At 65.3% G+C, this 24853-nt stretch carries 31 protein-coding genes and 1 pseudogene; 27 read left to right on the forward strand and 5 right to left on the reverse strand.

Going from position 1 to position 24853, the window contains the following annotated elements; genetic code table 11:
- Positions 1 to 12 precede the first annotated feature (12 nt).
- The 22 genes and pseudogenes from CAG31_RS12640 to recX all read left to right on the forward strand — a co-directional run bounded on the left by CAG31_RS12640 (position 13) and on the right by recX (position 17298).
- Entirely contained in the window at positions 13 to 1785 is a 1773-nt protein-coding gene (locus CAG31_RS12640) for a phage tail protein (RefSeq protein WP_085581484.1), read from the forward strand.
- Complete coding sequence (locus tag CAG31_RS12645; RefSeq protein WP_085581486.1) at positions 1772 to 3007, forward strand: DNA circularization protein; 1236 nt, start codon at positions 1772 to 1774, stop codon at positions 3005 to 3007. The genes CAG31_RS12640 and CAG31_RS12645 overlap by 14 nt, the downstream gene beginning before the upstream one ends.
- 3 nt (positions 3008 to 3010) lie before the next feature.
- Complete coding sequence (locus CAG31_RS12650; RefSeq protein ID WP_085581488.1) at positions 3011 to 4054, forward strand: phage baseplate assembly protein; 1044 nt, start codon at positions 3011 to 3013, stop codon at positions 4052 to 4054.
- Between the two features lie 209 nt (positions 4055 to 4263).
- Positions 4264 to 4773 (forward strand): phage baseplate assembly protein V, encoded by a 510-nt coding sequence (locus tag CAG31_RS12655; protein WP_085581490.1) that lies wholly within the window; start codon positions 4264 to 4266, stop codon positions 4771 to 4773.
- Positions 4773 to 5171, forward strand: a complete 399-nt coding sequence (locus CAG31_RS12660; protein WP_085581492.1) for a phage GP46 family protein — start codon at positions 4773 to 4775, stop codon at positions 5169 to 5171. The genes CAG31_RS12655 and CAG31_RS12660 overlap by 1 nt, the downstream gene beginning before the upstream one ends.
- Entirely contained in the window at positions 5161 to 6201 is a 1041-nt protein-coding gene (locus tag CAG31_RS12665; protein ID WP_085581494.1) for a baseplate J/gp47 family protein, read from the forward strand. The genes CAG31_RS12660 and CAG31_RS12665 overlap by 11 nt, the downstream gene beginning before the upstream one ends.
- On the forward strand, positions 6192 to 6791 hold the full coding sequence (locus CAG31_RS12670; protein WP_085581496.1) for a YmfQ family protein: 600 nt from the start codon (positions 6192 to 6194) through the stop codon (positions 6789 to 6791). The genes CAG31_RS12665 and CAG31_RS12670 overlap by 10 nt, the downstream gene beginning before the upstream one ends.
- 14 nt (positions 6792 to 6805) lie before the next feature.
- A pseudogene (locus CAG31_RS28680) lies at positions 6806 to 7004 on the forward strand (hypothetical protein); the annotation flags it as partial.
- A 534-nt stretch (positions 7005 to 7538) separates the two neighbouring features.
- Entirely contained in the window at positions 7539 to 7964 is a 426-nt protein-coding gene (locus CAG31_RS12680) for a phage tail assembly chaperone (protein ID WP_085581500.1), read from the forward strand.
- Positions 7965 to 8017: 53 nt separating this feature from the next.
- On the forward strand, positions 8018 to 9058 hold the full coding sequence (locus tag CAG31_RS12685) for a phage tail protein (protein WP_085581502.1): 1041 nt from the start codon (positions 8018 to 8020) through the stop codon (positions 9056 to 9058).
- Between the two features lie 7 nt (positions 9059 to 9065).
- Complete coding sequence (locus CAG31_RS12690; RefSeq protein ID WP_085581504.1) at positions 9066 to 9647, forward strand: tail fiber assembly protein; 582 nt, start codon at positions 9066 to 9068, stop codon at positions 9645 to 9647.
- A gap of 82 nt (positions 9648 to 9729) precedes the next feature.
- Positions 9730 to 10656 (forward strand): hypothetical protein, encoded by a 927-nt coding sequence (locus CAG31_RS12695; protein WP_085581506.1) that lies wholly within the window; start codon positions 9730 to 9732, stop codon positions 10654 to 10656.
- Positions 10656 to 11108: a hypothetical protein gene (locus CAG31_RS12700; protein WP_085581508.1), complete on the forward strand. Its 453-nt coding sequence runs from the start codon at positions 10656 to 10658 to the stop codon at positions 11106 to 11108. Before CAG31_RS12695 ends, CAG31_RS12700 begins: the two co-directional genes overlap by 1 nt.
- A 42-nt stretch (positions 11109 to 11150) precedes the next feature.
- Positions 11151 to 12047 carry a phage tail protein gene (locus CAG31_RS12705; protein WP_085581510.1) on the forward strand — a complete coding sequence of 299 codons (897 nt, stop codon included), beginning with the start codon at positions 11151 to 11153 and terminating at the stop codon, positions 12045 to 12047.
- Positions 12048 to 12494 carry a phage tail assembly chaperone gene (locus CAG31_RS12710; RefSeq protein ID WP_085581512.1) on the forward strand — a complete coding sequence of 149 codons (447 nt, stop codon included), beginning with the start codon at positions 12048 to 12050 and terminating at the stop codon, positions 12492 to 12494. It begins immediately after the preceding gene.
- Between the two features lie 14 nt (positions 12495 to 12508).
- Positions 12509 to 13711 carry a carbohydrate-binding protein CenC gene (locus CAG31_RS12715; RefSeq protein ID WP_085581514.1) on the forward strand — a complete coding sequence of 401 codons (1203 nt, stop codon included), beginning with the start codon at positions 12509 to 12511 and terminating at the stop codon, positions 13709 to 13711.
- Positions 13712 to 13719: 8 nt separating this feature from the next.
- A complete protein-coding gene (locus tag CAG31_RS12720; RefSeq protein WP_085581516.1) occupies positions 13720 to 13917 on the forward strand; it encodes a hypothetical protein in 198 nt (65 codons plus the stop codon).
- Between the two features lie 106 nt (positions 13918 to 14023).
- On the forward strand, positions 14024 to 14587 hold the full coding sequence (locus tag CAG31_RS12725; protein WP_085581518.1) for a glycoside hydrolase family 19 protein: 564 nt from the start codon (positions 14024 to 14026) through the stop codon (positions 14585 to 14587).
- On the forward strand, positions 14569 to 15105 hold the full coding sequence (locus tag CAG31_RS12730) for a lysis system i-spanin subunit Rz (protein WP_085581520.1): 537 nt from the start codon (positions 14569 to 14571) through the stop codon (positions 15103 to 15105). The genes CAG31_RS12725 and CAG31_RS12730 overlap by 19 nt, the downstream gene beginning before the upstream one ends.
- A gap of 68 nt (positions 15106 to 15173) precedes the next feature.
- Complete coding sequence (locus CAG31_RS12735) at positions 15174 to 15674, forward strand: CinA family protein (RefSeq protein WP_085581522.1); 501 nt, start codon at positions 15174 to 15176, stop codon at positions 15672 to 15674.
- An 83-nt stretch (positions 15675 to 15757) separates the two neighbouring features.
- Positions 15758 to 16819: a recombinase RecA gene (recA, locus tag CAG31_RS12740; protein WP_085581524.1), complete on the forward strand. Its 1062-nt coding sequence runs from the start codon at positions 15758 to 15760 to the stop codon at positions 16817 to 16819.
- 8 nt (positions 16820 to 16827) lie between these two features.
- Entirely contained in the window at positions 16828 to 17298 is a 471-nt protein-coding gene (recX, locus tag CAG31_RS12745; RefSeq protein ID WP_085581525.1) for a recombination regulator RecX, read from the forward strand.
- 46 nt (positions 17299 to 17344) lie between these two features.
- On the opposite strand, the gene CAG31_RS12750 is transcribed toward recX, so the two are convergent.
- Positions 17345 to 18460 (reverse strand): TIGR00730 family Rossman fold protein, encoded by a 1116-nt coding sequence (locus tag CAG31_RS12750; RefSeq protein ID WP_085581527.1) that lies wholly within the window; start codon positions 18458 to 18460, stop codon positions 17345 to 17347.
- 350 nt (positions 18461 to 18810) lie between these two features.
- On the opposite strand from CAG31_RS12750, the gene CAG31_RS12755 reads away from it, so the two are divergent.
- A complete protein-coding gene (locus tag CAG31_RS12755) occupies positions 18811 to 19005 on the forward strand; it encodes a hypothetical protein (RefSeq protein WP_085581529.1) in 195 nt (64 codons plus the stop codon).
- Here the strand turns inward: CAG31_RS12755 and CAG31_RS12760 are convergent, their stop codons facing one another.
- The gene (locus CAG31_RS12760) at positions 19006 to 19431 is read right to left on the reverse strand and encodes a PA3611 family quorum-sensing-regulated virulence factor (protein WP_085581531.1); all 426 of its coding nucleotides are present in this window, start codon (positions 19429 to 19431) and stop codon (positions 19006 to 19008) included. It lies immediately after the preceding gene.
- 189 nt (positions 19432 to 19620) lie between these two features.
- On the opposite strand from CAG31_RS12760, the gene CAG31_RS12765 reads away from it, so the two are divergent.
- The 3 genes from CAG31_RS12765 (at position 19621) to CAG31_RS12775 (ending at position 21677) form a co-directional block, all read left to right on the forward strand.
- Positions 19621 to 20364, forward strand: coding sequence for a tRNA-uridine aminocarboxypropyltransferase (locus CAG31_RS12765; protein WP_085581533.1), 744 nt, complete (start codon positions 19621 to 19623; stop codon positions 20362 to 20364).
- Positions 20365 to 20588: 224 nt separating this feature from the next.
- Positions 20589 to 21239, forward strand: a complete 651-nt coding sequence (gene erdR, locus CAG31_RS12770; protein ID WP_085581536.1) for a response regulator transcription factor ErdR — start codon at positions 20589 to 20591, stop codon at positions 21237 to 21239.
- Between the two features lie 75 nt (positions 21240 to 21314).
- A complete protein-coding gene (locus CAG31_RS12775; RefSeq protein WP_085581538.1) occupies positions 21315 to 21677 on the forward strand; it encodes a diacylglycerol kinase in 363 nt (120 codons plus the stop codon).
- On the opposite strand, the gene CAG31_RS12780 is transcribed toward CAG31_RS12775, so the two are convergent.
- On the reverse strand, positions 21674 to 22600 hold the full coding sequence (locus CAG31_RS12780) for a LysR family transcriptional regulator (protein WP_085581540.1): 927 nt from the start codon (positions 22598 to 22600) through the stop codon (positions 21674 to 21676). The two genes, CAG31_RS12775 and CAG31_RS12780, sit on opposite strands and share 4 nt — an antisense overlap.
- Before the next feature lie 147 nt (positions 22601 to 22747).
- Here CAG31_RS12780 and fpr point away from each other — a divergent pair, with 147 nt between their 5' ends.
- Entirely contained in the window at positions 22748 to 23527 is a 780-nt protein-coding gene (gene fpr / locus CAG31_RS12785) for a ferredoxin-NADP reductase (protein WP_003222277.1), read from the forward strand.
- Positions 23528 to 23618: 91 nt separating this feature from the next.
- On the opposite strand, the gene tsaA is transcribed toward fpr, so the two are convergent.
- Together tsaA and CAG31_RS12795 are read right to left on the reverse strand one after the other, a co-directional pair.
- Positions 23619 to 24317: a tRNA (N6-threonylcarbamoyladenosine(37)-N6)-methyltransferase TrmO gene (gene tsaA / locus CAG31_RS12790; protein WP_085581542.1), complete on the reverse strand. Its 699-nt coding sequence runs from the start codon at positions 24315 to 24317 to the stop codon at positions 23619 to 23621.
- Positions 24318 to 24320: 3 nt separating this feature from the next.
- A complete protein-coding gene (locus CAG31_RS12795; RefSeq protein WP_085581544.1) occupies positions 24321 to 24788 on the reverse strand; it encodes a DUF1456 family protein in 468 nt (155 codons plus the stop codon).
- Positions 24789 to 24853 lie beyond the last annotated feature (65 nt).

A 24853-nucleotide genomic window follows, 5' to 3' on the forward strand; every position in this document is an offset into this window, starting at 1 on the left:
GCAGGTGCAGTGATGGCAGAGACAGAAACCAAGGAAAAGGCGTCGGTGCTGCTCACGGGCATCGACGAGCTGTCGCCCAAGCTCGGTGCCTTGCGGGCGAAGGTCGACAGCTTCAAGAAAAACCTCGAGCAGACCGGCCTCGGCAAGCTGGACATCAGCGGCCTGTTCAAGGGCGACAGCGTGATCACGCCGTTCGTGGATGGCATCAAGTCGGCGGCGGCGTTCCAGGGCAAGCTGACCGAGGTGGGCGATGCGGCGAAAACCGTCGACATGCCCGCCGCGCCGAAGGCCGCCGCGCAGAACCTCAACGTATTCAGCGCATCGATGGAGAAGGTGTCGGCCGCCGTGGATGCCGCGCTGCTGCCGGCGGTGGGCACGCTGGTGGTGGCGCTGGAGCCGATGCTGACCCAGGTCGGCAGCCTGCTCAACGACAACCCGAAGCTGGTCGAAGGCCTGGCGGCGGGGGCCATCGCGTTTTCGGCGATGCAGACCGCCGTGACCGGCGCGACCCAGGTCTTCGACCTGATGAGCATGGTGCTCAAGACCAACCCGATCATGCTGATCGCCATGGGCATTGCCGTGGCGGCCGGCCTGATCGTGGCCAACTGGACACCGATCTCCGCCTTCTTCAGCGGGTTGTGGGACGGGGTGAAAAACGCCGCGGCCAACGCTATGGCGTTGCTGCGGTCGGTGCTCGACTGGCGGCCGCTCCAGGCGCTGGCGGCGTTGTGGGAACCGGTCAGCGGGTTCTTCGCGGGCGTCTGGGACAAGGTCAAGGCGGTCACCGAGCCGGTGTTCGAGTTCTTCAGGACGCTGTTCTCCTGGTCGCCGGCGGGCATGATCATCGAAAACTGGGGACCGCTGACCGGGCTGTTCTCGGCGATCTGGGAACTGCTCAAGGCCTTGAGCGTGCCGGTGACGGCGTTCCTCAAAGGGCTGTTCGACTGGACGCCGCTGGGGATGGTCATCAACCACTGGGGCGCGATCACCGGGTACTTCGCGTCGCTCTGGGCCTCGCTACTGCCGGCGGCGCAGGCGGTGAAGGGCTTCTTCGTCACGTTGTTCGACTATTCCCCGTTGGGGCTGATCATCAACAACTGGGGCAGCATCGTCACCTTCTTCGAGCCGGTCTGGGCAGCGCTGCTGGCGTCGGCGCAACAGGTCAAGAGTTTCTTCGCGGCCCTGTTCGAATGGTCGCCGCTGGAGCAGATCGCCCAGTACTGGCAACCGGTCAGCCAAGTGTTCGCCGCGCTGTGGGATGTGGTGAAAGCGTTGGCCGCACCGGTGATGGAGTTCCTGCGCACGATGTTCGAGTGGTCGCCCCTGGGGCAGATCATCAAGAACTGGGGCCCGATCACCGAGTGGTTCGGCGAGCTGTGGCAGAAGCTGCAGACCGTGATCGCTCCGATCAAGGAACTGTTCGACGGCGGTTTCGCCGGCCTGATCGCCAAGGTCACCGGCAAGGTCGAAGGGCTGACCGAAGCGCAGCGCCGCACCAACGCCGAAGGCAAGGGTGAATTGGCGCCGGCGTTCTTCGGCGGTTCGAATCCTGAAGGCGCCGCCGCGTTGCAGGGCGGTTCGCTGCCGCAGAGTTCCGGTGCCCTGATCCAGCAAAGCGCCGCCAACAACCGTACGCAACTGGAAGGCGGCCTGACGGTCCGCTTCGAAAATGCGCCGGCGGGGCTGCGCACCGATCAACCGCAAACCAATCAGCCGGGGCTGGCGCTCAGTTCGCGCATCGGCTATCGCTCGCTGTCCATGGGAGGTTCCAATGAGCTGGCGTGACCGTTTGTTGCCGGCGTCCTTTCGCGGCGTCGGCTTCTGGATCGACCAGGCGAAGACCCCGGTCGGCCGCAAGGGGCAGCTGCACGAATACCCGCAGCGCGACCTGCCGTTCTTCGAGGACCTGGGCCAGCAGGCCAAGATCCATGACGTGACGGCGCTCATCGTCGGCCCCGATTGCCTGGAGCAGCGCGACAAGCTGCTCAAGGCGCTGGAGCAGGGCAGCGGCGAGCTGGTGCACCCGTGGCTGGGGCGCCTGCAGGTCAAGGTCGGCGAGTGCGACATGACCCACACCCGCCAGGACGGCGGGCTGGTGACCTTCACCCTGAAGTTCTACCCCGATGTGCCGCTGCCGTTCCCGACCGTGACCGTCAGCACCCAAAAGGTGCTGCTGGCCAAGGCGGACACGCTGCTGGGCTCGGCGGTGGCGCGCTTCGAGCAAGCCATGACCCTGATCAAGGCCGCGCGGATCGGCATCGCCAACCTGCGCAACAGCCTCACCGGGGTGTATGACGTGATCAAGGAACAGCTCAAGCCGCTGATCGATCAGTACCGGCAGATCACGGAGCTGGTGAAGGCGGTGAAGGAGTTGCCCAAGGAAGTGGCGGCGGAGTTCAAGGGGCTTCTCGGCGACATCAAGGAGCTCAAGGCTTTCGCGAAGGAGGGCTACCGTGGCGTGATCGCCGACGTGTCCCAGCAGCTCGAAGCCATCCGCAAGGTCGACGCGCCGAAGCTCACCACCGGCAAGGACACCACCGCCGCGGCGCAGGCCATGACCGACCTGGTGCAGGACACCGTACTGGTCAAGGTGGCGCAGTGGGTGGCGTCGATGCCGGTGGCGACCGCCCCGGTGAAGCTGCCGTCTACGCCGTCGCTGGAGCACCAGGCCAAACTGCCGGTCACCCGTCAGGAAGTGCCGGTGACCGACGACCTGCAAGCCTTGCGCAACGCGCTGGTCGAGGCGATCAACCCGATGCTCGACAAGGCCAGCCCCGCGCACTACCAAGCCATCAGCGACGTAAAGGATGCGCTCAAGGCGCACCTTCAGGCCGTGGCCACCTCCGGCGTGCGCCAGGTCAGCAAGTCGTTCCAGGAAAGCTTTCCGGCCGTGGTGGTGGCGTACAAGCAGTTCGCCGACGCCACCCGGGTCACCGAAGTGATCCAGCGCAACGGCATCACGCATCCCGGCTTCTCGCCCAACGATGTGAAAGTCACCGGGGAGTGAGCCATGAGCGAGATAGACAACCGCGTCACGCTGACGGTCAACGATGTGGAGTACGGCGGCTGGAAGAGCGTGGAGATCACCGCCGACCTTGAGCGGCAGTTCCGCACCTTCAAGCTCGACATCACCTGGCAGTGGCCGGGGCAGACCACCGACAGCCGGATCAAGCCCGGCGACCCGTGCGAGGTGAGGATCGGCAAGGACCTGGTGCTGACCGGGTACGTGTTCAAGGCCCCCATCCGCTACGACGGGCGGCAGATCAGCCTGTCGGTCGAAGGCAGCTCCAAGACCCAGGACCTGGTCGATTGCGCCGCGACCAACCGGCCGAGCCAATGGCAGGAACAACCGCTGCTGAGCATCGTCCAGGCCCTGGCGATGGAGTATTCGCAGACGGTGGTCAACGAGATTCCCGAGACCTCGCGGCTGGCCAAGCACACCATCGTGCCGGGCGAGACCGTGTTCCAGTCCATCGACCGTCTGCTCTCGCTGTTCCGGGTGTACTCCACCGATGACGAGCAGGGCCGGCTGGTGCTGGCCAAGCCCGGCAGCAGCGGGCGCGCCAGCGATGCGCTGGAGCTGGGCAAGAACATCCTCTCGGCCAGTGCGCCGATGGACTACAGCCAGGTGTTCTCCGAATACCGGGTGATCGGCCAGCAGAAGGGCACCGACGCCAAGAGCGGGGCGGCGGCCAGCGAAGTGGAATCGGTGGCCGCCGACCTGACCTTCAAGCGCCGGCGCACGACGGTGATCAACGAAGGCACGCAACTAACCTTCGAGCTCGCCCAGCAGCGCGCCCAGTGGGAAAGCGCCACCCGCATGGGCCGGGCGCAGTCCACCACCTACCAGGTGCAGGGCTGGCGCCAGTCCAACGGCGACCTGTGGCGGCACAACACGCTGGTGCGGGTCAAGGATCCGGTGCTCGGCTTCGACGGCGACATGCTGATCTCCAAGGTGACGTATTCGCTGTCGGCACAGGGCTCGGTCACCACCTTGCAGGTGGCGCCGCCGCACACCTTCGACGCCAACCCCACACCGCCCAAGAAAGCCTGAGCCAGCTTCGCGCCGCCCCTGCGGTGTCTGCACCGACGCCATCGCCAGCAGGCTGGCTCCCACTGTCTGGCGGCGCCGCAGACCCCCTGTGGGAGCGAGCCTGCTCGCGAAGGCGGACGGCCAGGCCAATCGATTTCGACTGACGCAACGCCTTCGCACCGCCGCTCCCACGGTGGATCGCGTCGTGGCCCAACTCTGAAGGAAACCCCATGAGCCTACTGACACGCCTGCTGGCGCGCGGCACTGTCGTGCTCGCCAGTTCGGCCTCCAAGCTGCAATCGCTGCAGATGCGCCTCACCGCAGGCGAGGTGAACGATGACCTGGAGCATTTCGAACCCTACGGTTTCACCAGCCATCCGCTGGCCGGCGCCGAGGGCGTCGTCACCTTTCTGGGCGGCGACCGTTCCCACGCCATCGCCCTGGTGGTCGCCGACCGTCGCTACCGCCTGCAATCGCTGGCGGCGGGCGAGGTGGCGATCTACACCGACGAAGGCGACAAGATTCATTTCAAGCGCGGGCGGATCATCGACATCGAGACCGCCACGCTCAACATCCGCGCCAGCAGCGCGGTGAACTTCGACACGCCGGTGATCAACCAGACCGGCAAGATCGTGTCCAAGGGCGACCAGGTCGCCGGCGCCATCAGCCAGATCAAGCACGTGCACGGCGGCGTGCAGGGCGGCAACGGCCAGACCGCAGCCCCTGCGGGAGGTGCCTGATGCTCATCGGCCATAACCTCCACGCCGCGCTGACCCGCGCGGTGCTCATCAGCCTGTTCACCTGGCGGCGCGCCGCCGATGACGACGCCCTCGACGACGAGGAACGCTTCGGCTGGTGGGGCGACAGCTTTCCCACCGTGGCCGATGACCGCATCGGTTCGCGGCTGTGGCTGCTGCGGCGGGTCAAGCTGACCCGCCAGACCCAGATGGACGCCGAGTTCTACGCCCGCGAAGCTTTGCAATGGCTGATCGACGACGGCCACTGCAGCGCCATCGACCTCATCAGCGAACGCCTCGACGCCCAGCGCCTGAACCTGCGCACGGTCCTGACCCTGGCCGACGGCGAGCGCCTGGACATCAACCCCGATAACAGTTGGCAGGTGATCTATGCCGTTTGAAACCCCTTCGCTGCCGGTGCTGATCAAGCGCACCCAAAGCGACCTGGCCGGCGATTCGCTGCGCCAGTCCGATGCGCAAGTCCTGGCCCGCACCCTCGGCGGCGCGGCGTTCGGCCTGTACGGCTACCTTGACTGGATCGCCGAGCAGATCCTGCCCGACACCGCCGACGAATCGACCCTTGAGCGGATCGCCGCGCTGCGCCTGAACCAGCCGCGCAAGGCCGCCCAGGCCGCCACCGGCAGCGTGAGCTTCAGCGCTGCGGCCGGCGCGGTGCTGGACGTGGATACGCTGCTGCAGGCCAGCGACGGTCGCACCTACAAGGTCACCGCCGCGCGCACCACGGTCAGCGGCACCAACACCACCACCGTCGCCGCGCTCGACGCCGGCAGCCTGGGCAACGCCGATGCGGGCCTGGCGCTGACCCCGGTGCAGCCGGTCGCCGGCGTTGTCGGCAACAGTTTCGTGGTCGCGGCGCCGGGCCTGAGCGGCGGTGTGGCGCGGGAGAGCCTGGAGTCCCTGCGTTCGCGGGTGATCCGCTCCTACCGCGTGATCCCCCACGGCGGCTCGGCCCAGGACTACGAGACCTGGGCGCTGGAATGCCCCGGCGTGACCCGCGCCTGGTGCCGCGGCGGCCTGCTCGGCCCGGGCACCGTGACGGTGTTCATCATGCGTGACGACGACCCGCAACCGGTGCCCAACGACGAGCAACTGGCCGAGGTCCAGGCCCACATCGAACCGCTGCGTCCGGTCACCGCCGAGGTGCATGTGCAGCGGCCGGTGCAGGTGCCGGTCACCTATCGCCTGAGCGTCAATCCGGACACCACGGCGGTGCGGGCGGCGGTCGAGGCGCAGCTGCGCGACCTGCACAACCGCGAGGCCGACCTCGGCCAGTCGCTGCTGATCAGCCACATCCGCGAAGCCATCAGCAGCGCCGGCGGCGAGTACGACCACACGCTCACCGCGCCGGTCGCCAACGTACCGGCCGGGCAAAGCGAACTGCTCACCTTCGGAGGTTGCGTATGGGGGTGATCAGAACCGCCGCGCAATACCAGGCGCAATTGCGCGCGCTGCTGCCCGCGGGGCCCGCCTGGGATCCGGAACGGGTGCCGGAGCTGGAAGAGGTGCTGCACGGCGTCGCCGTCGAACTGGCGCGCCTCGACGCCCGCGCCGCCGACCTGCTCAACGAGATGGATCCGGCCGGCGTCAGCGAACTGGTGCCGGACTGGGAAAAGGTGATGAACCTGCCCGACCCGTGCCTGGGCGCCACGCCGCTGTTCGACGACCGCCGCCTGGCCGTGCGCCGCCGCCTGCTGGCGGTCGGCAGCCAGGCCGTCGGTTACTACCTTGAGATCGCCAAGAGCCAGGGCTACCCCAACGCCACCATCACCGAGCTCGAAGCCCCGCGCATGGGCCGCTCGCGGTTCGGCGCGGCGCACTTCGGCACCTGGGAGGCGCAGTTCATGTGGACGCTCAACACCGGCGGCCGCCTGCTGCTGGGCCGGCGCTACGGCGCGAGCTACTGGGGCGAACGCTTCGGCGTCAACCCGGGCTCGGCGCTCGAATGCCTGATCCACCGCGCGGCGCCGGCGCACACCAAGGTGCACATCAATTATGACTAGGGAGGTTTGACGGAATGGATTATCCGAAGAGTGTCCCCAGCTCCGGGCTGGTGAACGGCAAGTTTGTCGATGAGAACCCGCTGACCGGCACGCCGGGGTCGCTGATCCCGGCTCGCTGGGGCAACAGCGTCACGGACGAAATCGTCAACGCGATCGCCGCCGCCGGGCTGGTGCCGGACGAAGGCGACAGCACGCAGCTCAAGGCGGCGATCTCAGCGATCGTCGAGAAGAGCAAGAACGACGCGTTGGCGAGCAAGGACGAAGCGGAGTCAGGCACCAGCAGCGTTCGCCTGATGACGCCGCTGCGAGTGTTTCAGGCCATCGAAAAGAAACTGGCGCAGGCGACCGAGTCGGTGCTGGGCTGGGCGCGGATCGCCACCCAGGCGCAGGTCAATGCCGGCGCCGATGACGCCACCGTCGTGACGCCGAAGAAACTGCGGCTGGGGGTCACCTACAGCTTCGGGGAAAACGGCTACGTCGTGTTCCCCGCCTGGATGGGCGGTTTCACCATCCAATGGGTCTTGGTCACGATCAGCGTGGACAAAGGCTACGTGTCCAAGTCTTGGCCGCTGGCCTTCAAGAACCAGTGCAGCGGTGCCTGGGCGAGTTATTCGCACGCCGGGAACGCCCCCTATCTGGACATCACCACGCCGCCGTTGGTGACCTATTTCGACGTGAATCAGGTGCAGGTGATGAGCAACTCCGGCGGCACGGGCTTCATCAGCGTCGTGAGCGTGGGGAACTGAAATGAAACGATTCTATAGCCGTACGACAGGCAACACCTATCTGGCCGGTCATCACACTTCACTGCCGGACGATGCCGTCGAAATCGACGATGAGCGCTACGAGACGGTGATCGCCAATCCGGCGGCGGGAACCGAGCGGTCTCACGACGACCAGGGGCTGCCGGTGTTGATCGAGGCCGCGCCGGTCTCGGACGAGCAAACGGCGCGGCAGGCCAAGGCCTGGCGCGACAAGGAGTTCGATCGGGTGGTCTGGCTGCGTGACCGCCATCGGGATGAAGTCGAGTTGATGAAGTCCACCACGCTGTCGGACGCCGAATACCAGTCGCTGTTGGCTTATCTGCAAGCGCTGCGCAAGTGGCCGCAGACGAAGAAATTTCCTTCCGTACGCTCCCGGCCGAAGAAACCCGCCTGGCTGAAAGCCGAGTGAGCCGCGGCCGCCTCGCCGGCCCCGCAACCATGATTCAGATAAAGGATTGAAGTATGGATTATCCAAAAAGCGTCCCCAGCGTCGGCCTGGTCGACGGCCGGTTCGTCGATGAAAACCCGGTGGCAGGCACGCCGGGTTCGTTGATTCCGGCGGTGTGGGGCAACGGTGTGACCGAAGAGCTGCTGACCGTCATCAAGGCGGCCGGCATCGCGCCGGCCGAAGGGGTGAACGATCAGTTGCTGACGGCCGTCAAGAAGCTGCTGAGCCTGGCCAGCCCCATGTCATCAAAAGTCGTCGAGGTGTCCGGATCGAGGGTATTGGGCGCCGATGAGCTGGGGCTGGTCCTGATCAGCGCCGGCACGGCGGACACGACCGTCACCCTGCCGGCGGTGAACGCGCTGTCAGGCGTGCGGGACGTGATTGTCCGCCGCACCGACAACAGCGCCAACCGGTTGGTCGTGCAGGCCGGCGGCAACGACCGGATCAGGTTTCACACTCACCTGTCCGCCAGCGGCTATCCGTTTTTCGTGTTGATGGGGGCGGGCGACTGGTGGCATCTGCGCAGCGACGGCTCGGGCAACTGGTGGCCGGTCGGGCGGTTTGACGGGACGGCGCTGGGGCGGATCGTGTACGAGAGTTCGACCGCCCTCAGTCCCGGCGGTTACGGCGCACTGAACGGCAGAGAGTTCCAGCGCGCCGAATGGCCATGGCTGTGGGATCACGCCGTTCAGTCCGGGATGCTGCGCGCCGAGGCCGACCGCGCGGGCGGCTGGAGCAGCGGCGACGGCGTCAAGACCTTCCGGGGCCCGGAAGTGCGCGGCGAATTCATCCGGACGCTGGATGAGCAGCGCAACATCGACGCCTCACGGGTGGCCGGTTCCTGGCAGACCGGCACCAACATCGCCGGCGACAACGGTTCCGCCCCGGCGGTCCACGGGATCGGCAACCTGGCGACGATCGGGGCGGATCCGACTGCCTATACCGGGCTGACCTACTACGTCGCCGCGACGGCCGCCGAAAACTTCGGCTCCCCGTACTGGGGCTTGGCCCGGCCTCGGAACATCGCCTATCCGGGCCGTCTTAAACTCATTTGAGGTGCTTATGGCTTTCTACTACGTCAACGAACTGACCCAGGAAATGACCGGGCCCGTCGAACTCCCGGAATATCCGGGGTTGGGCGTTGTGGTGCCGGGCAACGCCATCGGCTTGCCTGAAGCATTGCCTGCCGCCGAGCCGGGCCATGTCTGGGTATGGCGCGATCAGCAAGCGGTGCAACTGATCGATCTGCGCAACCGAACGGTTTATTTCAAGGAAAACGGCAATGCCCTGTATTGGACCCAATTGGGGCCGTTGCCCGATCACTTGACCGTCAAACCCCGGCCTAACGCCTACTGCTTCTGGAAGGAAGGTGACTGGGTGCTGGATGAAGAGGCCGAGCGAGCAGGTCTGGCGGCGCAGGCCGACATCGATCGGGATAACCGTCTGCGTGAAGCGGTCATCCGTGTGGCGCCGCTGCAGTACGCCTATGAACTGGGCGAAGCGGGCAGCGATCAGGTCGCGATGATGCAGGCCTGGAAACGCTACGCCATCCACCTGTCGCAGATCGAGCAGCAGGCGGACTATCCGCGCAACATCGTCTGGCCGGTCGCGCCGGGCCGCACCGCGGTGCCGCCCTCCGCCTGACTGACACTCCCTCACCCCTCTACAGGCGGTTCAGTGCTGCCGGCATTCGGCTGCCCGTAGAAACCCATTCGAAGGTTGTGCAATGGACTACCCCAAAAGCATCCCCGGCGTCGGCCTGGTCAACGGCGGCTTCATCGATGAGAACCCCGTGGTCGGCACGCCGGGCTCGCTGATCCCCGCTGCCTGGGGCAACAGCGTGACGCAAGAAATCCTCAACGCCATCAAGGCGGCCGGGCTGACGCCCGACGAAACCCGCAACGATCAGCTCGCCTCGGCCATCGGTGCCCTGGTCGACTTCACCAAACTGAGAAACACCCCGACCACGCTGAGCGGCTACGGCATCACCGATGCGACCGGACGGCTATTGGCGGTCAAGCAGTTCGACACGGTCGGGATCACGGTGTACCAGCCTGATCCCAGGGCCAAGCGGATCCGCGTGAGATTGATCGGGGCTGGCGGCTCCGGGGGCGGATGCGGGCCGGTGCCGGCCAACTCCCTGGCGATCGGCGGAGGCGGCGGATCGGGCGCCTACGGCGAGAGCTTCTATGACGTCACTGCGCAAATGCTCGCCGGCGTGCCGGTTTCGCTGGGCGCGGGAGGTGCCGCGCGCAACGCGGCCGGGCAGGCGGGCGGTGGCGCTTCCTTCGGCGCTTACATGAGTGCGGCAGGCGGCGGGGGCGGGCAGGTGCTGACCGTTGCAGTGACGGCGACAGCTTCCGGTTTCGTGCAGGGCGGCGTGGGCGGCCTGACCGTCACCGGCGGCAACCTGGCCAATGCCCGCGGCAACACCGGAAGCTTTGCGATGTTCAACAACAATTGGGGAATGCTCTCCGGCGGCGGTGGCGCAAGCCCGTTCGACGGCGGCGGCACTTTCACCGGCGTCAACGGAAACGGTTGGCCCGGCGTCCGTGGATCGGGCGGTAGCGGTGCCTGCTCGAACAGTGCCTCCACCTCTTTCGTGAGCGGTGCGGGCGGTAACGCTTTCTGTGAAATCTGGGAGTACGCGTAATGGCCCTGTATGCACGGGTGGAAAACGGCATTGCCGTCGAACTGATCGACACCGGGGACTACGCGATCACCCAGCTGTACGCCCCGTCCTTCGTCGAGTCGATGGTGCAGGTGCCTGAGGGCGCCGAGGTCGAGATCGGTGCGCCGCTGGGCGATATCCGGCGGGCCGCCGAACCGGCGCCCGCGTCGGTCGCGTCGGTGCCAGTAGCACCGGCCATTACGGAAGAACCGTCGCGGGCGCAGGAAAAGGCCTGGCGCGAGTCCGTGCTGGCGGACACCCAATGGCTGATGGCGCGCCACCGCGACGAGCAGGAGCTCGGCCGCGCGCCGACCCTGGCCGCGCCGCAGTACCTGGCGCTGCTCCAGTACCGCCAGGCCCTGCGCGATTGGCCAGGTGCCGGCGCAACCCAGCGACCGGCGGCTCCGCCATGGCTGGGTGCCGACGGCGGTTGACGCCATCGCGGCGGCTGTCATTTCAATATCAGGAGAAGAACAGTGGATTATCCGAACAATGTACCTAGCGCCGGCCTGGTGGACGGCCAATTCGTCGATGAGGATCCGGTCTCGGGCAAGCCGGGGTCGCTGATTCCGGCCAGTTGGGGCAACGGCGTCACCCAGGAACTGCTGAATGTCATCCGCACGGCCGGCATCACGCCGACCGAGGCGGCTAATGACCAGCTGCTCAAGGCGTTACGCAGCAGCAAGCTGTTTGTCACCCCGCCGCAGTTCGACAACGGCCAGTCGGTCGCGACCACCGGGTTCGTGACCCGCAGCGGCCTGCAGTTTTCCGGTTTTTCGTCCTATGCGGTGAGCACCGCCCTCAGCGCATCGAGCGTGGGCGGCGTGGCCAGTTTCGCCAGCGGGACGCCGATCACGGCGACCTTGCCGTCCATCGCCGGGCTTGCCCATGCCAGCACCGTGCATGTCATCAACGCCGGCAACGGCGTCCTGACCATCAATCCCGCCGCCAGCGAAACCATCGAAACCTGCAACGGCACCTTCGGCGCGCTGAAGCTCGGCATCGGCGACAGCGCCCAATTCATCAAGCTGAGCGGCCAGTGGCGCCTGTACGGCGGTTCGGTCAGCGACCGGTACGCCACGGCCCATTTCGGCGTCTACGGCAATGTCGGGTATCAGCGCTATCCCAGCGGCAACATCGAGCAATGGGGAGTCGGCACCTCAAATGCCGACGGCAACGTTTTCGTCACCTTTCCCATTTCGTTCCCGACGGCGTTTTCGTCCCTCGTGGCCACTCACTCGGGCGGCGATGCGGCGATGGTCGCCCTGGTCGGCGGCAGCGTCACCCAGCAGGGCTGCACGCTGAGAATCCGCAACAGCGCAGGGCAAGTGCAGCAGGGCTGGAGCGTGAATTACTTTGCGAAGGGGTATTGAATGAACGCGTTCAAAGTGTTGTTCAGCGCCAGCACCCGGGGCGTCTATGTACCGGGCATCAACTCGTCGGACATTCCCGGCGATGTCATCGAGATTCCCCAGGACTACTGGATTTCCCTGCTGCAGCAGCAGGCGGTCGTGGCGAAGGTCATCGGCGTCAATCCCAACAACGGCTTTCCGGTGCTGACCGATCCGCCGCCGCTGACGCCCGACGAGGCCGCCGACGCCGAACGCCGCTGGCGCGACGCGCAACTGGCCGCCACCGACGGCCTGGTGGCCCGTGACCGCGACGAGCTGGAGGACGGCGGCGGCACCACCCTGACCACCGAGCAATACACCGAACTGCAAACCTACCGGCGTGCGCTGCGGGACTGGCCGCAAGGCTCGTTCTTTCCGTTCAGCGAGCATCGTCCGGCGGCGCCGCGCTGGTTGGCTTCGGCGATCTGACCCAGGAGATTCACATGGACTATCCCAAGCGCATTCCTGGCTCAGGGCTGGTGAACGGCCGATTCGTCGACGAAGACGCGATCGCCGGAACGCCGGGTTCCCTGATTCCGGCCAGTTGGGGCAACAGCGTCACTGAAGAGATCCTCAATGCGATCACCGCTGCCGGACTGACGCCGGACGAGGAGCAGACCGATCAGTTGGCCAGGGCCATCCGCCAGCTGGCCAAGCCGGATCCGCTGCAGCAGTTTCCGGTGCAGGTGTACCGCAAGAACGTGCTGATCAACGGCGGTTTCGATATCTGGCAACGCGGGACCGCCAACCCGGCACCGAACATCGGCGGCTTCGTGGCCGACCGTTTCCGTTGCGACTGGAACGGCAATGCCGGTGTCGCGATCAGCCGGCAAAGCTTCGTTCCCGGTCAAGGCGAAGTCGCGGGCGAGCCTCAGGCATTTTTGCGTTGGCAGCAAACGGCGGCCGGCACCGGCTCGACCGTGCATCGCATTTCCCAGAACGTCGAATCGGTCAGGACGTTGGCGGGCAGGACGGCGACCGTTTCGTTCTGGGCCCGTTCCGACGCGGCCCGGCAACTGCGGGTCATGATCTTCCAGAACTTCGGCGCGGCCGGTTCGGAAACGGTCGAGCGAGCGGTCGGCGACGTTCAGGTCGGCACTGCCTGGGCCCAGTACAGCGTTTCATTTCAGGTGCCGGGCCTCGCCGGAAAGATGCTGGGGGCGAACCATCACCTGAGGCTGGCCTTCGACCTGCCGCTCAATGTGCTGCAGACCGTGGATCTGGCCCGGATCCAGCTGGAGGAGGGGCCGGTGCCGACGCCTTTCGAACGCCGCACCGAAGCGCAGGAACTGAGCGACTGCCAACGCTATTTCGAGCGCTCGTTCACGGGGGGACTGCCGATCCGGGCGAACAACGGCTCCGGCACCTGCATCTCGACATTCACTCAAGTCCCGGCCGCCAACACCGGCCAGTACGGCATGACGATCGGCATGCTGGTGCAGAAGCGCGTCCTGCCGACGGTCGTGGCCTACTGCCCGGGTGAAAACAGCGCCCAGGTCTGGAACCAGTCGATCGGCAAACCCTGCACCGGAACGTTCCTGCAGGGCCTGACGGACCGTGCGATCTCGTTCGCCACCGTCACGCCCGTCGGCAGCGCCCCCGGACAGACCCTGCAGATCGAATGGACGGCCGATGCCGAAATCTAGGAGGAACGATGGACTATCGACTGACCGCACAAGGCGTGATGCGCCTGAGCGACACGGCCTACATTCCGCAGGATCCGGGCAACCGCGACTGGCTCGAGTATCAGGCGTGGCTGGCGGCGGGAGGGCAGGTGCTGCCCCGGCTTGACGATCCCGACGCAGAGGAACCGCAGCGCGGCGTCCTGGGCTTTTTCAAGCGCATCATTTAAACCCTTCATTAAAGGATCAAGCGTGAAAACTCTGGAAAACAACTGGTTGGCGGTTTTCTCCCGCCAACCGTGATTCAATCGCAGTATCCAGGGAGGATCGAACATCATGCCAATCACCGAAAACCAGCTTGTCAGCATCATGCCGAACGCCCGCTCCCAAGCGGGCGTTTTCGTTCCGGCGCTCAACGCCGCCATGGCCCGCCAGCGCATCGACACGCCCAAGCGCATTGCCGCATTCCTGGCCCAGGTCGGCCATGAGTCGGGCCAGTTGCGCTACGTGCGGGAACTGGGCAGCCAGCAGTACCTGAGCAAATACGACACCGGCGCCCTCGCGGCCCGGTTGGGCAACACCCCCGAAGCCGACGGCGACGGGCAGAAATACTGCGGCCGAGGGCTGATCCAGATCACCGGCCGCGCCAACTATCGGCAATGCAGCCTCGGGCTGTTCGGCGACGAACGCCTGCTGGCCCTGCCGGAACTGCTGGAGCAGCCGCAATGGGCGGCCGAGTCCGCCGCGTGGTTCTGGGCGCAGAACGGCTTGAACGAACTGGCCGACCGCGACCAGTTCAACACCATCACCCGGCGCATCAACGGCGGGCTCAACGGCCTGCAGGACCGTCTGGAGCTCTGGGGGCGGGCGAGGGCGGTGCTATGCCCGGTCTCGGCCTGAACCTCTGGCGGCTGGCCGGCATCGCGCTGCTGGCCGTCGCGGCGGCGGCGCTGGCCTGGCGGTTCCAGGACTGGCGCTACGGCCGGCGACTGGCCGAACAGGCCCTTGAACATGCCCAAGTCCTCAATCGACTCACCCTGACGGCCGCCGCCGCGCAACAGGCCGAACAGGACAAGCGCCTGGCCCTGGAGCAACGGCTCCAGGCCAGCGAACAGACCCACTACCGAGCGCTCAATGATGCCCAACGTGATCAGGCTCGCCTGCGCGACCGCCTTGCCACTGCTGATCTGCGCCTGTCAGTCCTCGTCGATGCCGGCGACGTTGCCCATGGCTGCGACCTGCCCGCCGCCCCCGGCGCCGGCGGCGTGGATCATGCAGCCCTACGCGCCCGACTTGACCCGGCGCATGCTCAACGAATTGTCGCCATCACCGACGAAGGCGACCGCGGACTGATCGCCCTGCAGGCCTGCCAGGCCTATGTCAGGACCCTGGCGCCCGCACCTTCACATCTTGAATGAGCCTGCGCCTTGCATGCGCCATGGGCTCGTGTACGGTGGTGCACATCCCATCCGATCCGGAGTGCGCCGTGAAAGAAATCACCCAACTGGCCGCCGAACTTGGCCGGCGCCTGCAGTTGCTCAACGCCCACGTCACCACCGCCGAGTCCTGCACCGGCGGCGGGATCGCCGAGGCGATCACCCGCATTCCCGGCAGCTCGGCATGGTTCGAGGCCGGCTACGTGACGTATTCCAACCGGCAGAAGACCTTGCAGCTGAATGTGCCGGCGGAGCTGTTCCCGACCGTGGGCGCGGTCAGCCGCGAAGTGGTCGAGGCCATGGTGCGCGGTGCCCAGGCCAACAGCCGGGCGCGCTTCGCCGTGGCGGTCAGCGGCGTGGCCGGGCCGGACGGCGGTTCGCCGAACAAACCGGTGGGCACGGTGTGGCTGGCCTGGGGCGCGGGCGATACGGTGTGCAGCGAGGTGCAGCACTTCCCCGGCACCCGTGACGACGTCCGCCGACAAACGGTGAAGGCCGCGCTAGAGGGGTTGCTGCGACTGACGGCACGAGAAATCGAAAATCAGGGGTAGGCGATCCTCGAACGCTGTGGAATAATACTGGCTACTTATACAGGTGTTGGCCGTCAGGCCTTATTGATTACGTGAGGACTTTAATGGACGACAACAAGAAGAAAGCCTTGGCTGCGGCCCTGGGTCAGATCGAACGTCAATTCGGCAAGGGTGCCGTAATGCGTATGGGCGATCAGGACCGTCAGGCGATCCCGGCCATTTCCACCGGCTCTCTGGGTCTGGACATCGCACTGGGCATCGGCGGCCTGCCAAAAGGCCGGATCATCGAGATCTACGGCCCTGAATCGTCCGGTAAGACCACCTTGACGCTGTCCGTGATCGCCCAGGCCCAGAAGGCCGGCGCGACCTGCGCCTTCGTCGACGCCGAACACGCCCTGGATCCCGAGTACGCCGGCAAGTTGGGCGTCAACGTCGACGACCTGCTGGTCTCCCAGCCGGACACCGGCGAGCAGGCCCTGGAAATCACCGACATGCTGGTGCGCTCCAACGCCGTTGACGTGATCATCGTCGACTCCGTGGCCGCGCTGGTGCCGAAGGCTGAGATCGAAGGGGAAATGGGTGACATGCACGTGGGCCTGCAAGCCCGTCTGATGTCCCAGGCGCTGCGCAAGATCACCGGCAACATCAAGAACGCCAACTGCCTGGTGATCTTCATCAACCAGATCCGCATGAAGATCGGCGTGATGTTCGGCAGCCCGGAAACCACCACCGGCGGTAACGCGCTCAAGTTCTACGCTTCGGTTCGTCTCGACATCCGCCGCACCGGCGCGGTGAAGGAAGGCGACGAAGTGGTCGGCAGCGAAACCCGCGTCAAGGTCGTGAAGAACAAGGTCGCTTCGCCGTTCCGTCAGGCTGAGTTCCAGATCCTGTACGGCAAGGGCATCTACCTCAACGGCGAGATGATCGACCTGGGCGTGTTGCACGGCTTCGTCGAGAAGTCCGGCGCCTGGTATGCCTACAACGGCACCAAGATCGGTCAGGGCAAGGCCAACTCGGCCAAGTACCTGGCGGACAACCCGGACGTCGCCGCCGCGCTCGAGAAGCAACTGCGCGACAAGCTGCTGTCTTCGTCGGCCGTTGCAGATGCCAAGGCTGGCGCTTCGGTCACTGAGACCGAAGACGACATGGCTGACGCCGACATCTGATTGCAGCGATGACGACCGCCGTACTCGATACCCTCGTCGCGGTGCGGCGAACCGCCATGGACCTGCTCGCACGACGCGAGCACGGTCGGGTCGAACTGACGCGCAAGCTGCGTCAGCGCGGCGCCCCGGATGAAATGATCGAATCCGCCCTCGACCGTTTGACGGAAGAGGGCCTGCTCAGCGAAGCCCGCTACCTCGAAAGCTTTGTCTCCTACCGCGCCCGCGCCGGCTACGGCCCGATGCGGATTCGTGAAGAGTTGAGCCAACGTGGTTTGCAGCGTGCCGACATCGACCTCGCCTTGCGCGAGAGCGCTATCCCTTGGCAGGCGCAACTGGAGGATACGTGGCGACGCAAGTTCTCCGGGCAACTGCCTGCAGACGCCAAGGAACGGGCCAAACAAGGCCGTTTCCTGGCCTACAGGGGATTCTCGATGGAGATGATCAACCGCTTGTTCAGCGGTCGAGGGATGGACGATTAAATGAAAACGGCCCGCTATTTCGATAGCGGGCCGTTTTTTTTTGCCCTCACGTTGCCTTCGAGGGCTCCCGGCTGCGTTGTGGGGTTTGCGGTCTGGACCGGGCCCAGTTTTCCGGCAGGTTGATGTAGTCCACCAACTCACGCAGCCGTCCGTGGTTCCGGGCGTTGAACGCGAACGTCAGCCGCGCGAGATGGCTGAACTGGGCCTCGTCTTCTTCGCTGTTGAAGGTGTGCTGGTGGAACCGGTCGCTCAGGCACAGGTCGGCGAAGGCGTCCTGCATGTGGGCCAGGGCCTGGTCGCTGAGCCTGTGGTTCATGCGGATCAGGAACTGGCGCTTGAGCCAGCGGCTGGAGTGGAAGTTGCCGTAGAACTGCTGGATCTGCTCCACCGCCTCCTCGGCGCTGAAGACCAGGCGCATCAGTTTCAGGTCGGTCGGCAGGATATAGCGGTTGTCCTCCAGTTGTTGGCGGATGAAGTCCAGTGCGCTCTGCCAGAACGTGCCGCCCGGTGCGTCCAGCAGCACCACCGGCACCAGCGGGCTTTTGCCGGTCTGGATCAGGGTCAGCACTTCGAGCGCTTCGTCCAGGGTGCCGAAGCCCCCCGGGCACAGCACCAGCGCATCGGCTTCCTTGACGAAGAACAGCTTGCGGGTGAAGAAAAAGTGAAACGGCAGCAGGTTGCCGGTGCCGCCCACGGTCGGATTGGCATGCTGCTCGAAGGGCAGGGTGATGTTGAACCCCAGGCTGTGGTCGCGGCCGGCGCCTTCATGGGCGGCGGCCATGATCCCGCCGCCGGCGCCGGTGATGACCATCATGCCCGAGCGGGCAAGCCCGGCGCCCAGTTCACGGGCCAGGGCATACAGCGGGTGCTCCACCGGCGTGCGCGCCGAGCCGAACACCGTGACCTTGCGCCGTCCCTTGAACTGTTCGAGGGTGCGGAACGACTGCTCCAGTTCGCGCAGGGCCTGCAGGGTGATCTTGGCGTTCCAGCGGTTGTGGTCGTCCTGGGCCATGCGCAGCACGGTCAGGATCATGTCGCGGTAGATGGGGAGGTTGGGGCTGTCAGGTGAAACCAGGTTGAGTTGTTCTTCGACCTTGCCGACGAGGTCGTGGCCGCTTTCCTGAAAATGCCGGCTGAGCAGGTCATTCGGTTGGTAAGGCATTCAACGTCTCCTTCTGCACAGAGCCCTTGTGCCCTGACGAGCGGCGTCAGTGCCGCGCTGCAAAACAATGTGGCGGGCAGCTCCTTCCTGCCGCGGAAAAGTGAACGGGAAACACATTCAATCTAGACCGTCGCAAGACAGTTCGTCGACTTCATCATTGCGCCGCAAAGTCTTTGCCGGCAACCGCTTATTGTCGCTTTGCAAGGTGCTTTCACCGCTCGTCCGAAGCCGTGCCGGACGGCCGATGCTCTGATTTACTAAGTTACAGGCGCGGTGCGACAGGTTTGCGTCAGCGGCCGTACACGGGGCGCATGCGATTCAAGGATTTGCGGGTGGCAAGGAGGCGGAACATGGCCAGAGTCATTCTGGAGATCGATACGCAGCTGTATCGGTTGCTCAAAGCGTCGGCCGAGACCAATCATGTGAGTCTCGAGGAGGAGTGCTGCCGACGCCTGGCGGGAGGGGAGCGCCGCTCGCGCTACCTGCAGGCCTTGCTGGCCGAACTGCGCGCCGAGGATGAGCAGCGGCGCGCCAATTCCAGGTGATTACTTCTTCTTGGCCGGGCCGGGTTTCGGGCAATCCGACTCTTGATAGCTGGCGGAACCGACCGGACGGTTGGTCTTCACTTCGGTGAAGTCGTAGCGCATGACCGCGCCCTTGGCCATCAGCTTGCGGTAGGACGGGTTGTTGCACACCGAGGCGCCCAGCTGGAAATACACGGCCTTGGGGTCGGCGCGCATCTGGTCGGCGTGGCTCTTCTGCACGCTCAGGTGGTTGATCAGCGTGGTGCCCTCGACGGTGTAGCCCTGATCGAGAATGTCTTCGTTGATCGCCCGAGGCGTGCCGACGCTGCTCTGCGTGGCGACGTTGCGCAGCTCTCTGTTCAGGTTCTGCTCACTCAGGGAGGCGGCCTGGGCGCTGAGGGAAGACGCCAGCGCAATGGCAGCGACGGGAACGGTAAGGCGCAGCATGAAACTCTCCTGGTTCAGTGGCTGGTGGTTCGACCCGCCACGGGGCTGTGCGTTCAGTGGCGGCGAATTATAGGGGAGCCGGTCGGGAGGGTACAGGCTTGCGCCCACCGCTCTGGTAGACTGCCGGCCTTTATCGCCTTGCCGAGTGCTGTTCGTGTCGAGTTCCCCTGTCTGCCGGCGTCGCCCGCAATGACCCATGCCCCCAACGCCGTGGCCCGCCTGCGCGACCAGCGCGAAGACGAAGGCATCAAGCCGATCCAGGCCCGTGGCTGGCGCGCGCCCCGTTGCCGCGATTGTCGGGTGATCCAGAGCCATTGCCTGTGCGCGTGGCGCCCGAAGGTCGAATCCCGTTCCGGGGTCTGCCTGATCATGACCGGCAAGGAAGTGTTCAAACCCAGCAACACCGGCTGGCTGATCGCCGACGTGGTGCGCGACAACCATGCCTTCATCTGGTCGCGCACCGACACCGACGAACAGCTGCTTGCGCTGCTCAACGATCCGCAGCGGCAACCGTACCTGGTGTTCCCCGGCGAGTACGTCGAGCCGTCCCGGGTGACGCACACCGTGACGCCCGACGGCGGCAAGCGCCCGCTGTTCATCTTGCTGGACGCGACCTGGACCGAGGCCCGCAAGATCTTCCGCAAGAGCCCGTACTTCGACCGGTTGCCGATCCTCAGCCTGCTGCCCGACCGGCTGTCGCGCTACCGCCTGCGCCGCTCCACCCGCAGCGAGCACCTGTGCACCGCCGAAGTCGCGGCGCTGTGCCTGGAGCTGGCGGGCGATTCGGACGCCGCTTCGGCGCTGGACGCCTATTTCGACGTGTTCAGCCAGCATTACCTGGGCGCCAAGCAGCAGCGGGAGGTGAATGTGTCCACCCCGGCCCACGCCGAACTGCTGCCGTTCATTGACGCCGCGCCAGCGGTGCCGGCCTGATACTGGCCCATACTGCTAAAGCAGGGGGCGTTGCGCTTGACCACCCCGTCTTCGCTGGGCATGCTTGGCGCCGGTTCGGGGGCGGCCAAGGTCTGAAACGCCGTTTTTTCCGTGATTGGCGTTGAACGTGCCCCTGTGGATACCGCTGCCTGGCGTTATCTTGAGTTGCCTTGGCATGGCCCGAATGCATCGGGCCAGCCATCAAGAACAGGATCATTTGAAAAATGGCCACATACGACATCCTGATTGCCGATGACCACCCGTTGTTTCGCAGCGCGCTGCATCAGGCGCTGACCCTGGGCCTCGGCCCGGATGTGCGGCTGGTGGAGGTGGCGAGCATCGCCGAACTGGAGGCCCGCCTGACCGAAAAGGCCGATTGGGACCTGGTGCTGCTGGACCTGAACATGCCGGGCGCCTACGGATTCTCCGGGCTGGTGCTGCTGCGCGGCCAGTACCCGCAGATTCCGGTGGTCATGGTGTCCGCCCAGGAGGAGGCCTCGGTGATGGTCAAGTCCCGGGAGTTCGGCGCCAGCGGCTTCATTCCCAAGTCCAGCGACCTGAACGTGATCCAGGAAGCGGTGCGCAAGGTGCTGGACGGCGATGTGTTCTGGCCGCCCCAGGCGTTCGAGGCCGTCAGCGTCTCCAAGGAAGCCAAGGCCGCCAGCGATGGCCTGGCCAGTCTCACGCCGCAGCAGTTCCGGGTGCTGACGATGGTCTGCGAAGGGCTGCTGAACAAGCAGATCGCCTATGAGCTGAACGTGTCGGAGGCGACCATCAAGGCTCACGTCACGGCGATCTTCCGCAAGCTGGACGTGCGCACCCGCACCCAGGCGGCGTTGCTGCTGCAACAACTTGAGTCAATTCCCAGCCAGTGAGGGCTGGCGCCTTCACGCTTTTTTGACTTTCGTTGATCTAGCTTTCCCACTTCTTTTTGGTCGGTTATCTACTTTATGTCACCTTTCAAGGGCCAGACGGGCCTCAAACGCATCCTCAACGCCTCCGGCTACTCGCTGGACGGCTTGCGCGCAGCCTTCAACGGCGAAGCGGCGTTCCGTCAACTGGTGCTGCTCAACGTAGTGCTGATTCCGCTGTCGTTCTTCCTCGACGTCAGCCGGGTCGAACAGGCGCTGCTGATCGCCGTGTGCCTGCTGGCGCTGATCGTCGAACTGCTGAACTCGGCGGTGGAGGCGGCCATCGACCGCATTTCCCTGGAACTGCACCCGCTGTCCAAGAACGCCAAGGACATGGGCAGCGCCGCGCAGTTCGTGGCCCTGAGCATGATCGCCCTGGTCTGGGCGGTGATCCTGCTTTAAGCGATGCTGGGCAGCACGATCTCGTCGCTGCGCTGCACCCCGGCGGTGAAGGCGCGGCACAGTTCGAGGAATTCGCGCATGGCGGAGGTCTGGTACTTCTGCTTGTGCCAGATGAAGTAGAACTGCCGGGCCAGATCCAGGTCCGGTGTCTCCACCGGCACCAGGCTGCCGCGCCGGAAGGCATCGCGCAGCGCCAGGCGCGAGATGCAGCCGATCCCCAACCCCGACTCCACCGCGCGCTTGATCGCCTCGGTGTGCTCCAGCTCCAGCCGGATGTTCAGCGCGCTGCGGTGATGACGCATGGCCTGATCGAAGGTCAGGCGCGTGCCGGAGCCTTGTTCGCGCAGGATCCACGCTTCCTGGGTCAGTTCGTCCATGGTCACGCTGCCGCGCTGGGCCAGCGGATGCTGCGGGGCGCAGAACACCACCAACTCATCCTCGACCCAGCTCTGCACTTCGATGTCCGGGTGGCTGCAATCGCCTTCGATTAGACCCAGATCAATTTCGTAGTGGGCGACCTGTTGCACGATGTTGGCGGTGTTCTGCACATGCAGCTTCACTTGGCTTTCCGGGTGGCGCTGCATGAAGCCGCCGATCAGCAGGGTCGCCAGGTAATTGCCGATGGTGAGCGTCGCGCCCACCGACAGCGAGCCGAAACCGGACTTGCCGTTGAGCAGGTCCTCGATTTCCTTGGCCTGGTCGAGCATCGCCACCGCCTGCGGCAGCAGTTGCTTGCCCAGGGCGTTGAGGCTCAGGCGCTTGCCGGCGCGGTCGAACAGCTGGCAGCTGGACTGACGCTCCAGTTCAGTGATCGAGGTGCTCGCCGCCGATTGCGACAGGTTGAGCAGCCCGGCAGCCCGGGAAACGCTTTCCTGCTGGGCCACGGCGACGAAGACTTGCAGTTGACGGAGTGTAAATCGCATATCGATATAACCGATAACCGTTATCTTGATAATCCAGTTAACAGATATTGTCGGCGCTATTAGAATGCGATGCAATTGCGCACCGTCGGCGCTCTTCGAGAGCAGTGCAGAGCAAGGCGCAGATCAATCTCCAGGAGTCCCCCGTACATGAGCAACATGAACCACGAGCGTGTCCTCAGTGTTCACCACTGGAACGACACTCTGTTCAGCTTCAAGTGCACCCGCGATCCGGGCCTGCGCTTCGAGAACGGTCAGTTCGTGATGATCGGCCTGCAACAGCCCAACGGCCGCCCGCTTATGCGCGCCTACTCGATCGCCAGCCCGAACTGGGAAGAGCATCTGGAGTTCTTCAGCATCAAGGTGCCGGATGGCCCGTTGACCTCCCAGCTGCAGCACCTGAAGGAAGGCGACGAGATCATCATCAGCAAGAAGCCGACCGGCACCCTGGTGCTGGACGACCTGAACCCGGGCAAGCACCTGTACCTGCTGAGCACCGGCACCGGCCTCGCCCCGTTCATGAGCGTGATCCAGGATCCGGAAACCTACGAGCGCTTCGAGAAAGTGATCCTGGTCCACGGCGTGCGCTACGTGAACGAAGTCGCCTACCGCGAGTTCATCACCGAGCACCTGCCGCAGAACGAATTCTTCGGCGAAGCGCTGCGCGACAAGCTGATCTACTACCCGACCGTGACCCGCGAGCCGTTCGAGAACCAGGGCCGCCTGACGGACCTGATGCGCAGCGGCAAACTGTTCAGCGACATCGGCCTGCCGCCGATCAACCCGCAGGACGACCGCGCGATGATCTGCGGCAGCCCGAGCATGCTCGACGAGACCAGCGAAGTGCTCGACAGCTTCGGCCTGAAGATCTCGGCCCGCATGCGCGAGCCTGGCGACTACCTGATCGAGCGCGCGTTCGTCGAGAAGTAAGCCTACCCCCTGCAGGAGCGAGCACGCTCTCGCAGACATGAAAAAGCCCGCGTTGCCTTCACCGGCAGCGCGGGCTTTTTCGTTTCCGGGCTCAGGCGCCGGCGGGAACCACTTCCAGGACGCGGATCCGCTCCGGCGTCGGGTAATGCCAACGCACGTCCAGGTCCCAGAACTGCGCACCGTACTCGCGCTCAGGCTGGGGCGTCTGGTAGGCCGGGCGCGGATCCTGGGCCAGGCATTGCCCGATCAGCTCGACCAGCGGTTCGCCGAGGCGCTGGGCATGCCCGTGGGCCTGTTGCAACGCCGCCTCTGCCCATTCCACGTCAATCAGCACCGGCGCGGCGCTGGCGATGCCGTTGCAGGCTTCGGGGACGATGTCGGCGTAGGGCACGTAAGGCTTGATGTCGAGTACCGGCGTGCCGTCCAGCAAGTCGATGCCGGAGATGAACAACCTGCCGGCCTCGACCTTGTCCAGTTTCACCACGGACTGGCCGATGCCGTTGGGCCGATGGGTGGCGCGGGTGGCGAACACCCCCATGGACTTGTTGCCGCCCAGGCGAGGCGGGCGCACCTTCAGCCGTGGCGTGTCCTCCAGCGCCTGATGGAACAGGAACAGCAGCCACACGTGGCTGACCTGCTCAAGGCCCTGCACCGCATCGCCCTGGTCGAACGGCGCCACCAGTTCCAGCACGCCGCGGGCGGCCGGGGCCAGTTGCGGCTGACGGGGAATGGCGAACTTCTCCTTGAAGCAGGAGCGCACGAAGCCGATGGGGGAGACGCTGTAGGCCATGGCTCAGCCGCGCACGCGCAGGGTCAGGCCCTTGAGGAAATTGCGCAGCAACTGGTCGCCGCACGGGCGGTAGTTGTTGTGGCCGACCTTGCGGAACAGGGCGCTCAGCTCAGGCTTGGACACCGGGAAGTCGACGGACTTGAGGATCACATGCAGGTCGTCTTCCTTCAGCTCGAAGGCCACGCGCAGTTTCTTCAGGATGATGTTGTTGGTCACCGGCAGTTCGACCGGCAGCGGCGGGCGGCTGTCGTCCTTGCCGCGTTTGAGGATCACCAGGCCGTCGAGGAAGTGGGCCATGACGTCGTCCGGGCAGCGCACGAAGCCTTCTTCGTCCTCTTCCTTCTTGTCGAGGTAGGCCACCACGTCTTTCAGCGCCACGTCCATGCCGCCCATCTTGGTGATCTCGACGACCTTCTTGTCGCTGATGTCGAGCATGTAGCGCACGCTGCGCAGTACGTCGTTGTGAATCATGTGTGCAATCCTGAGGGTTCGTTGTGGGCACCGCGCAGGCGATGCCGGATGTCGGGAGGCGGCCG

This window comes from Pseudomonas sp. R25(2017) (genome assembly GCF_002112565.1).
Classification (GTDB): domain Bacteria; phylum Pseudomonadota; class Gammaproteobacteria; order Pseudomonadales; family Pseudomonadaceae; genus Aquipseudomonas; species Aquipseudomonas ekonensis.

Excerpts from the sequence above, each read along its gene's own strand:
- CAG31_RS12640 (WP_085581484.1), top strand. The coding sequence starts at position 13 with ATGGCAGAGACAGAAACCAAGGAAAAGGCGTCGGTGCTGCTCACGGGC.
- CAG31_RS12645 (WP_085581486.1), top strand. The coding sequence starts at position 1,772 with ATGAGCTGGCGTGACCGTTTGTTGCCGGCGTCCTTTCGCGGCGTCGGC.
- CAG31_RS12650 (WP_085581488.1), top strand. The coding sequence starts at position 3,011 with ATGAGCGAGATAGACAACCGCGTCACGCTGACGGTCAACGATGTGGAG.
- CAG31_RS12655 (WP_085581490.1), top strand. The coding sequence starts at position 4,264 with ATGAGCCTACTGACACGCCTGCTGGCGCGCGGCACTGTCGTGCTCGCC.
- CAG31_RS12660 (WP_085581492.1), top strand. The coding sequence starts at position 4,773 with ATGCTCATCGGCCATAACCTCCACGCCGCGCTGACCCGCGCGGTGCTC.
- CAG31_RS12665 (WP_085581494.1), top strand. The coding sequence starts at position 5,161 with ATGCCGTTTGAAACCCCTTCGCTGCCGGTGCTGATCAAGCGCACCCAA.
- CAG31_RS12670 (WP_085581496.1), top strand. The coding sequence starts at position 6,192 with ATGGGGGTGATCAGAACCGCCGCGCAATACCAGGCGCAATTGCGCGCG.
- CAG31_RS12680 (WP_085581500.1), top strand. The coding sequence starts at position 7,539 with ATGAAACGATTCTATAGCCGTACGACAGGCAACACCTATCTGGCCGGT.
- CAG31_RS12685 (WP_085581502.1), top strand. The coding sequence starts at position 8,018 with ATGGATTATCCAAAAAGCGTCCCCAGCGTCGGCCTGGTCGACGGCCGG.
- CAG31_RS12690 (WP_085581504.1), top strand. The coding sequence starts at position 9,066 with ATGGCTTTCTACTACGTCAACGAACTGACCCAGGAAATGACCGGGCCC.
- CAG31_RS12695 (WP_085581506.1), top strand. The coding sequence starts at position 9,730 with ATGGACTACCCCAAAAGCATCCCCGGCGTCGGCCTGGTCAACGGCGGC.
- CAG31_RS12700 (WP_085581508.1), top strand. The coding sequence starts at position 10,656 with ATGGCCCTGTATGCACGGGTGGAAAACGGCATTGCCGTCGAACTGATC.
- CAG31_RS12710 (WP_085581512.1), top strand. The coding sequence starts at position 12,048 with ATGAACGCGTTCAAAGTGTTGTTCAGCGCCAGCACCCGGGGCGTCTAT.
- CAG31_RS12715 (WP_085581514.1), top strand. The coding sequence starts at position 12,509 with ATGGACTATCCCAAGCGCATTCCTGGCTCAGGGCTGGTGAACGGCCGA.
- CAG31_RS12720 (WP_085581516.1), top strand. The coding sequence starts at position 13,720 with ATGGACTATCGACTGACCGCACAAGGCGTGATGCGCCTGAGCGACACG.
- CAG31_RS12725 (WP_085581518.1), top strand. The coding sequence starts at position 14,024 with ATGCCAATCACCGAAAACCAGCTTGTCAGCATCATGCCGAACGCCCGC.
- CAG31_RS12730 (WP_085581520.1), top strand. The coding sequence starts at position 14,569 with ATGCCCGGTCTCGGCCTGAACCTCTGGCGGCTGGCCGGCATCGCGCTG.
- recA (WP_085581524.1), top strand. The coding sequence starts at position 15,758 with ATGGACGACAACAAGAAGAAAGCCTTGGCTGCGGCCCTGGGTCAGATC.
- recX (WP_085581525.1), top strand. The coding sequence starts at position 16,828 with ATGACGACCGCCGTACTCGATACCCTCGTCGCGGTGCGGCGAACCGCC.
- CAG31_RS12750 (WP_085581527.1), bottom strand. The coding sequence starts at position 18,460 with ATGCCTTACCAACCGAATGACCTGCTCAGCCGGCATTTTCAGGAAAGC.
- CAG31_RS12755 (WP_085581529.1), top strand. The coding sequence starts at position 18,811 with ATGGCCAGAGTCATTCTGGAGATCGATACGCAGCTGTATCGGTTGCTC.
- CAG31_RS12760 (WP_085581531.1), bottom strand. The coding sequence starts at position 19,431 with ATGCTGCGCCTTACCGTTCCCGTCGCTGCCATTGCGCTGGCGTCTTCC.
- CAG31_RS12765 (WP_085581533.1), top strand. The coding sequence starts at position 19,621 with ATGACCCATGCCCCCAACGCCGTGGCCCGCCTGCGCGACCAGCGCGAA.
- erdR (WP_085581536.1), top strand. The coding sequence starts at position 20,589 with ATGGCCACATACGACATCCTGATTGCCGATGACCACCCGTTGTTTCGC.
- CAG31_RS12775 (WP_085581538.1), top strand. The coding sequence starts at position 21,315 with ATGTCACCTTTCAAGGGCCAGACGGGCCTCAAACGCATCCTCAACGCC.
- CAG31_RS12780 (WP_085581540.1), bottom strand. The coding sequence starts at position 22,600 with ATGCGATTTACACTCCGTCAACTGCAAGTCTTCGTCGCCGTGGCCCAG.
- fpr (WP_003222277.1), top strand. The coding sequence starts at position 22,748 with ATGAGCAACATGAACCACGAGCGTGTCCTCAGTGTTCACCACTGGAAC.
- tsaA (WP_085581542.1), bottom strand. The coding sequence starts at position 24,317 with ATGGCCTACAGCGTCTCCCCCATCGGCTTCGTGCGCTCCTGCTTCAAG.
- CAG31_RS12795 (WP_085581544.1), bottom strand. The coding sequence starts at position 24,788 with ATGATTCACAACGACGTACTGCGCAGCGTGCGCTACATGCTCGACATC.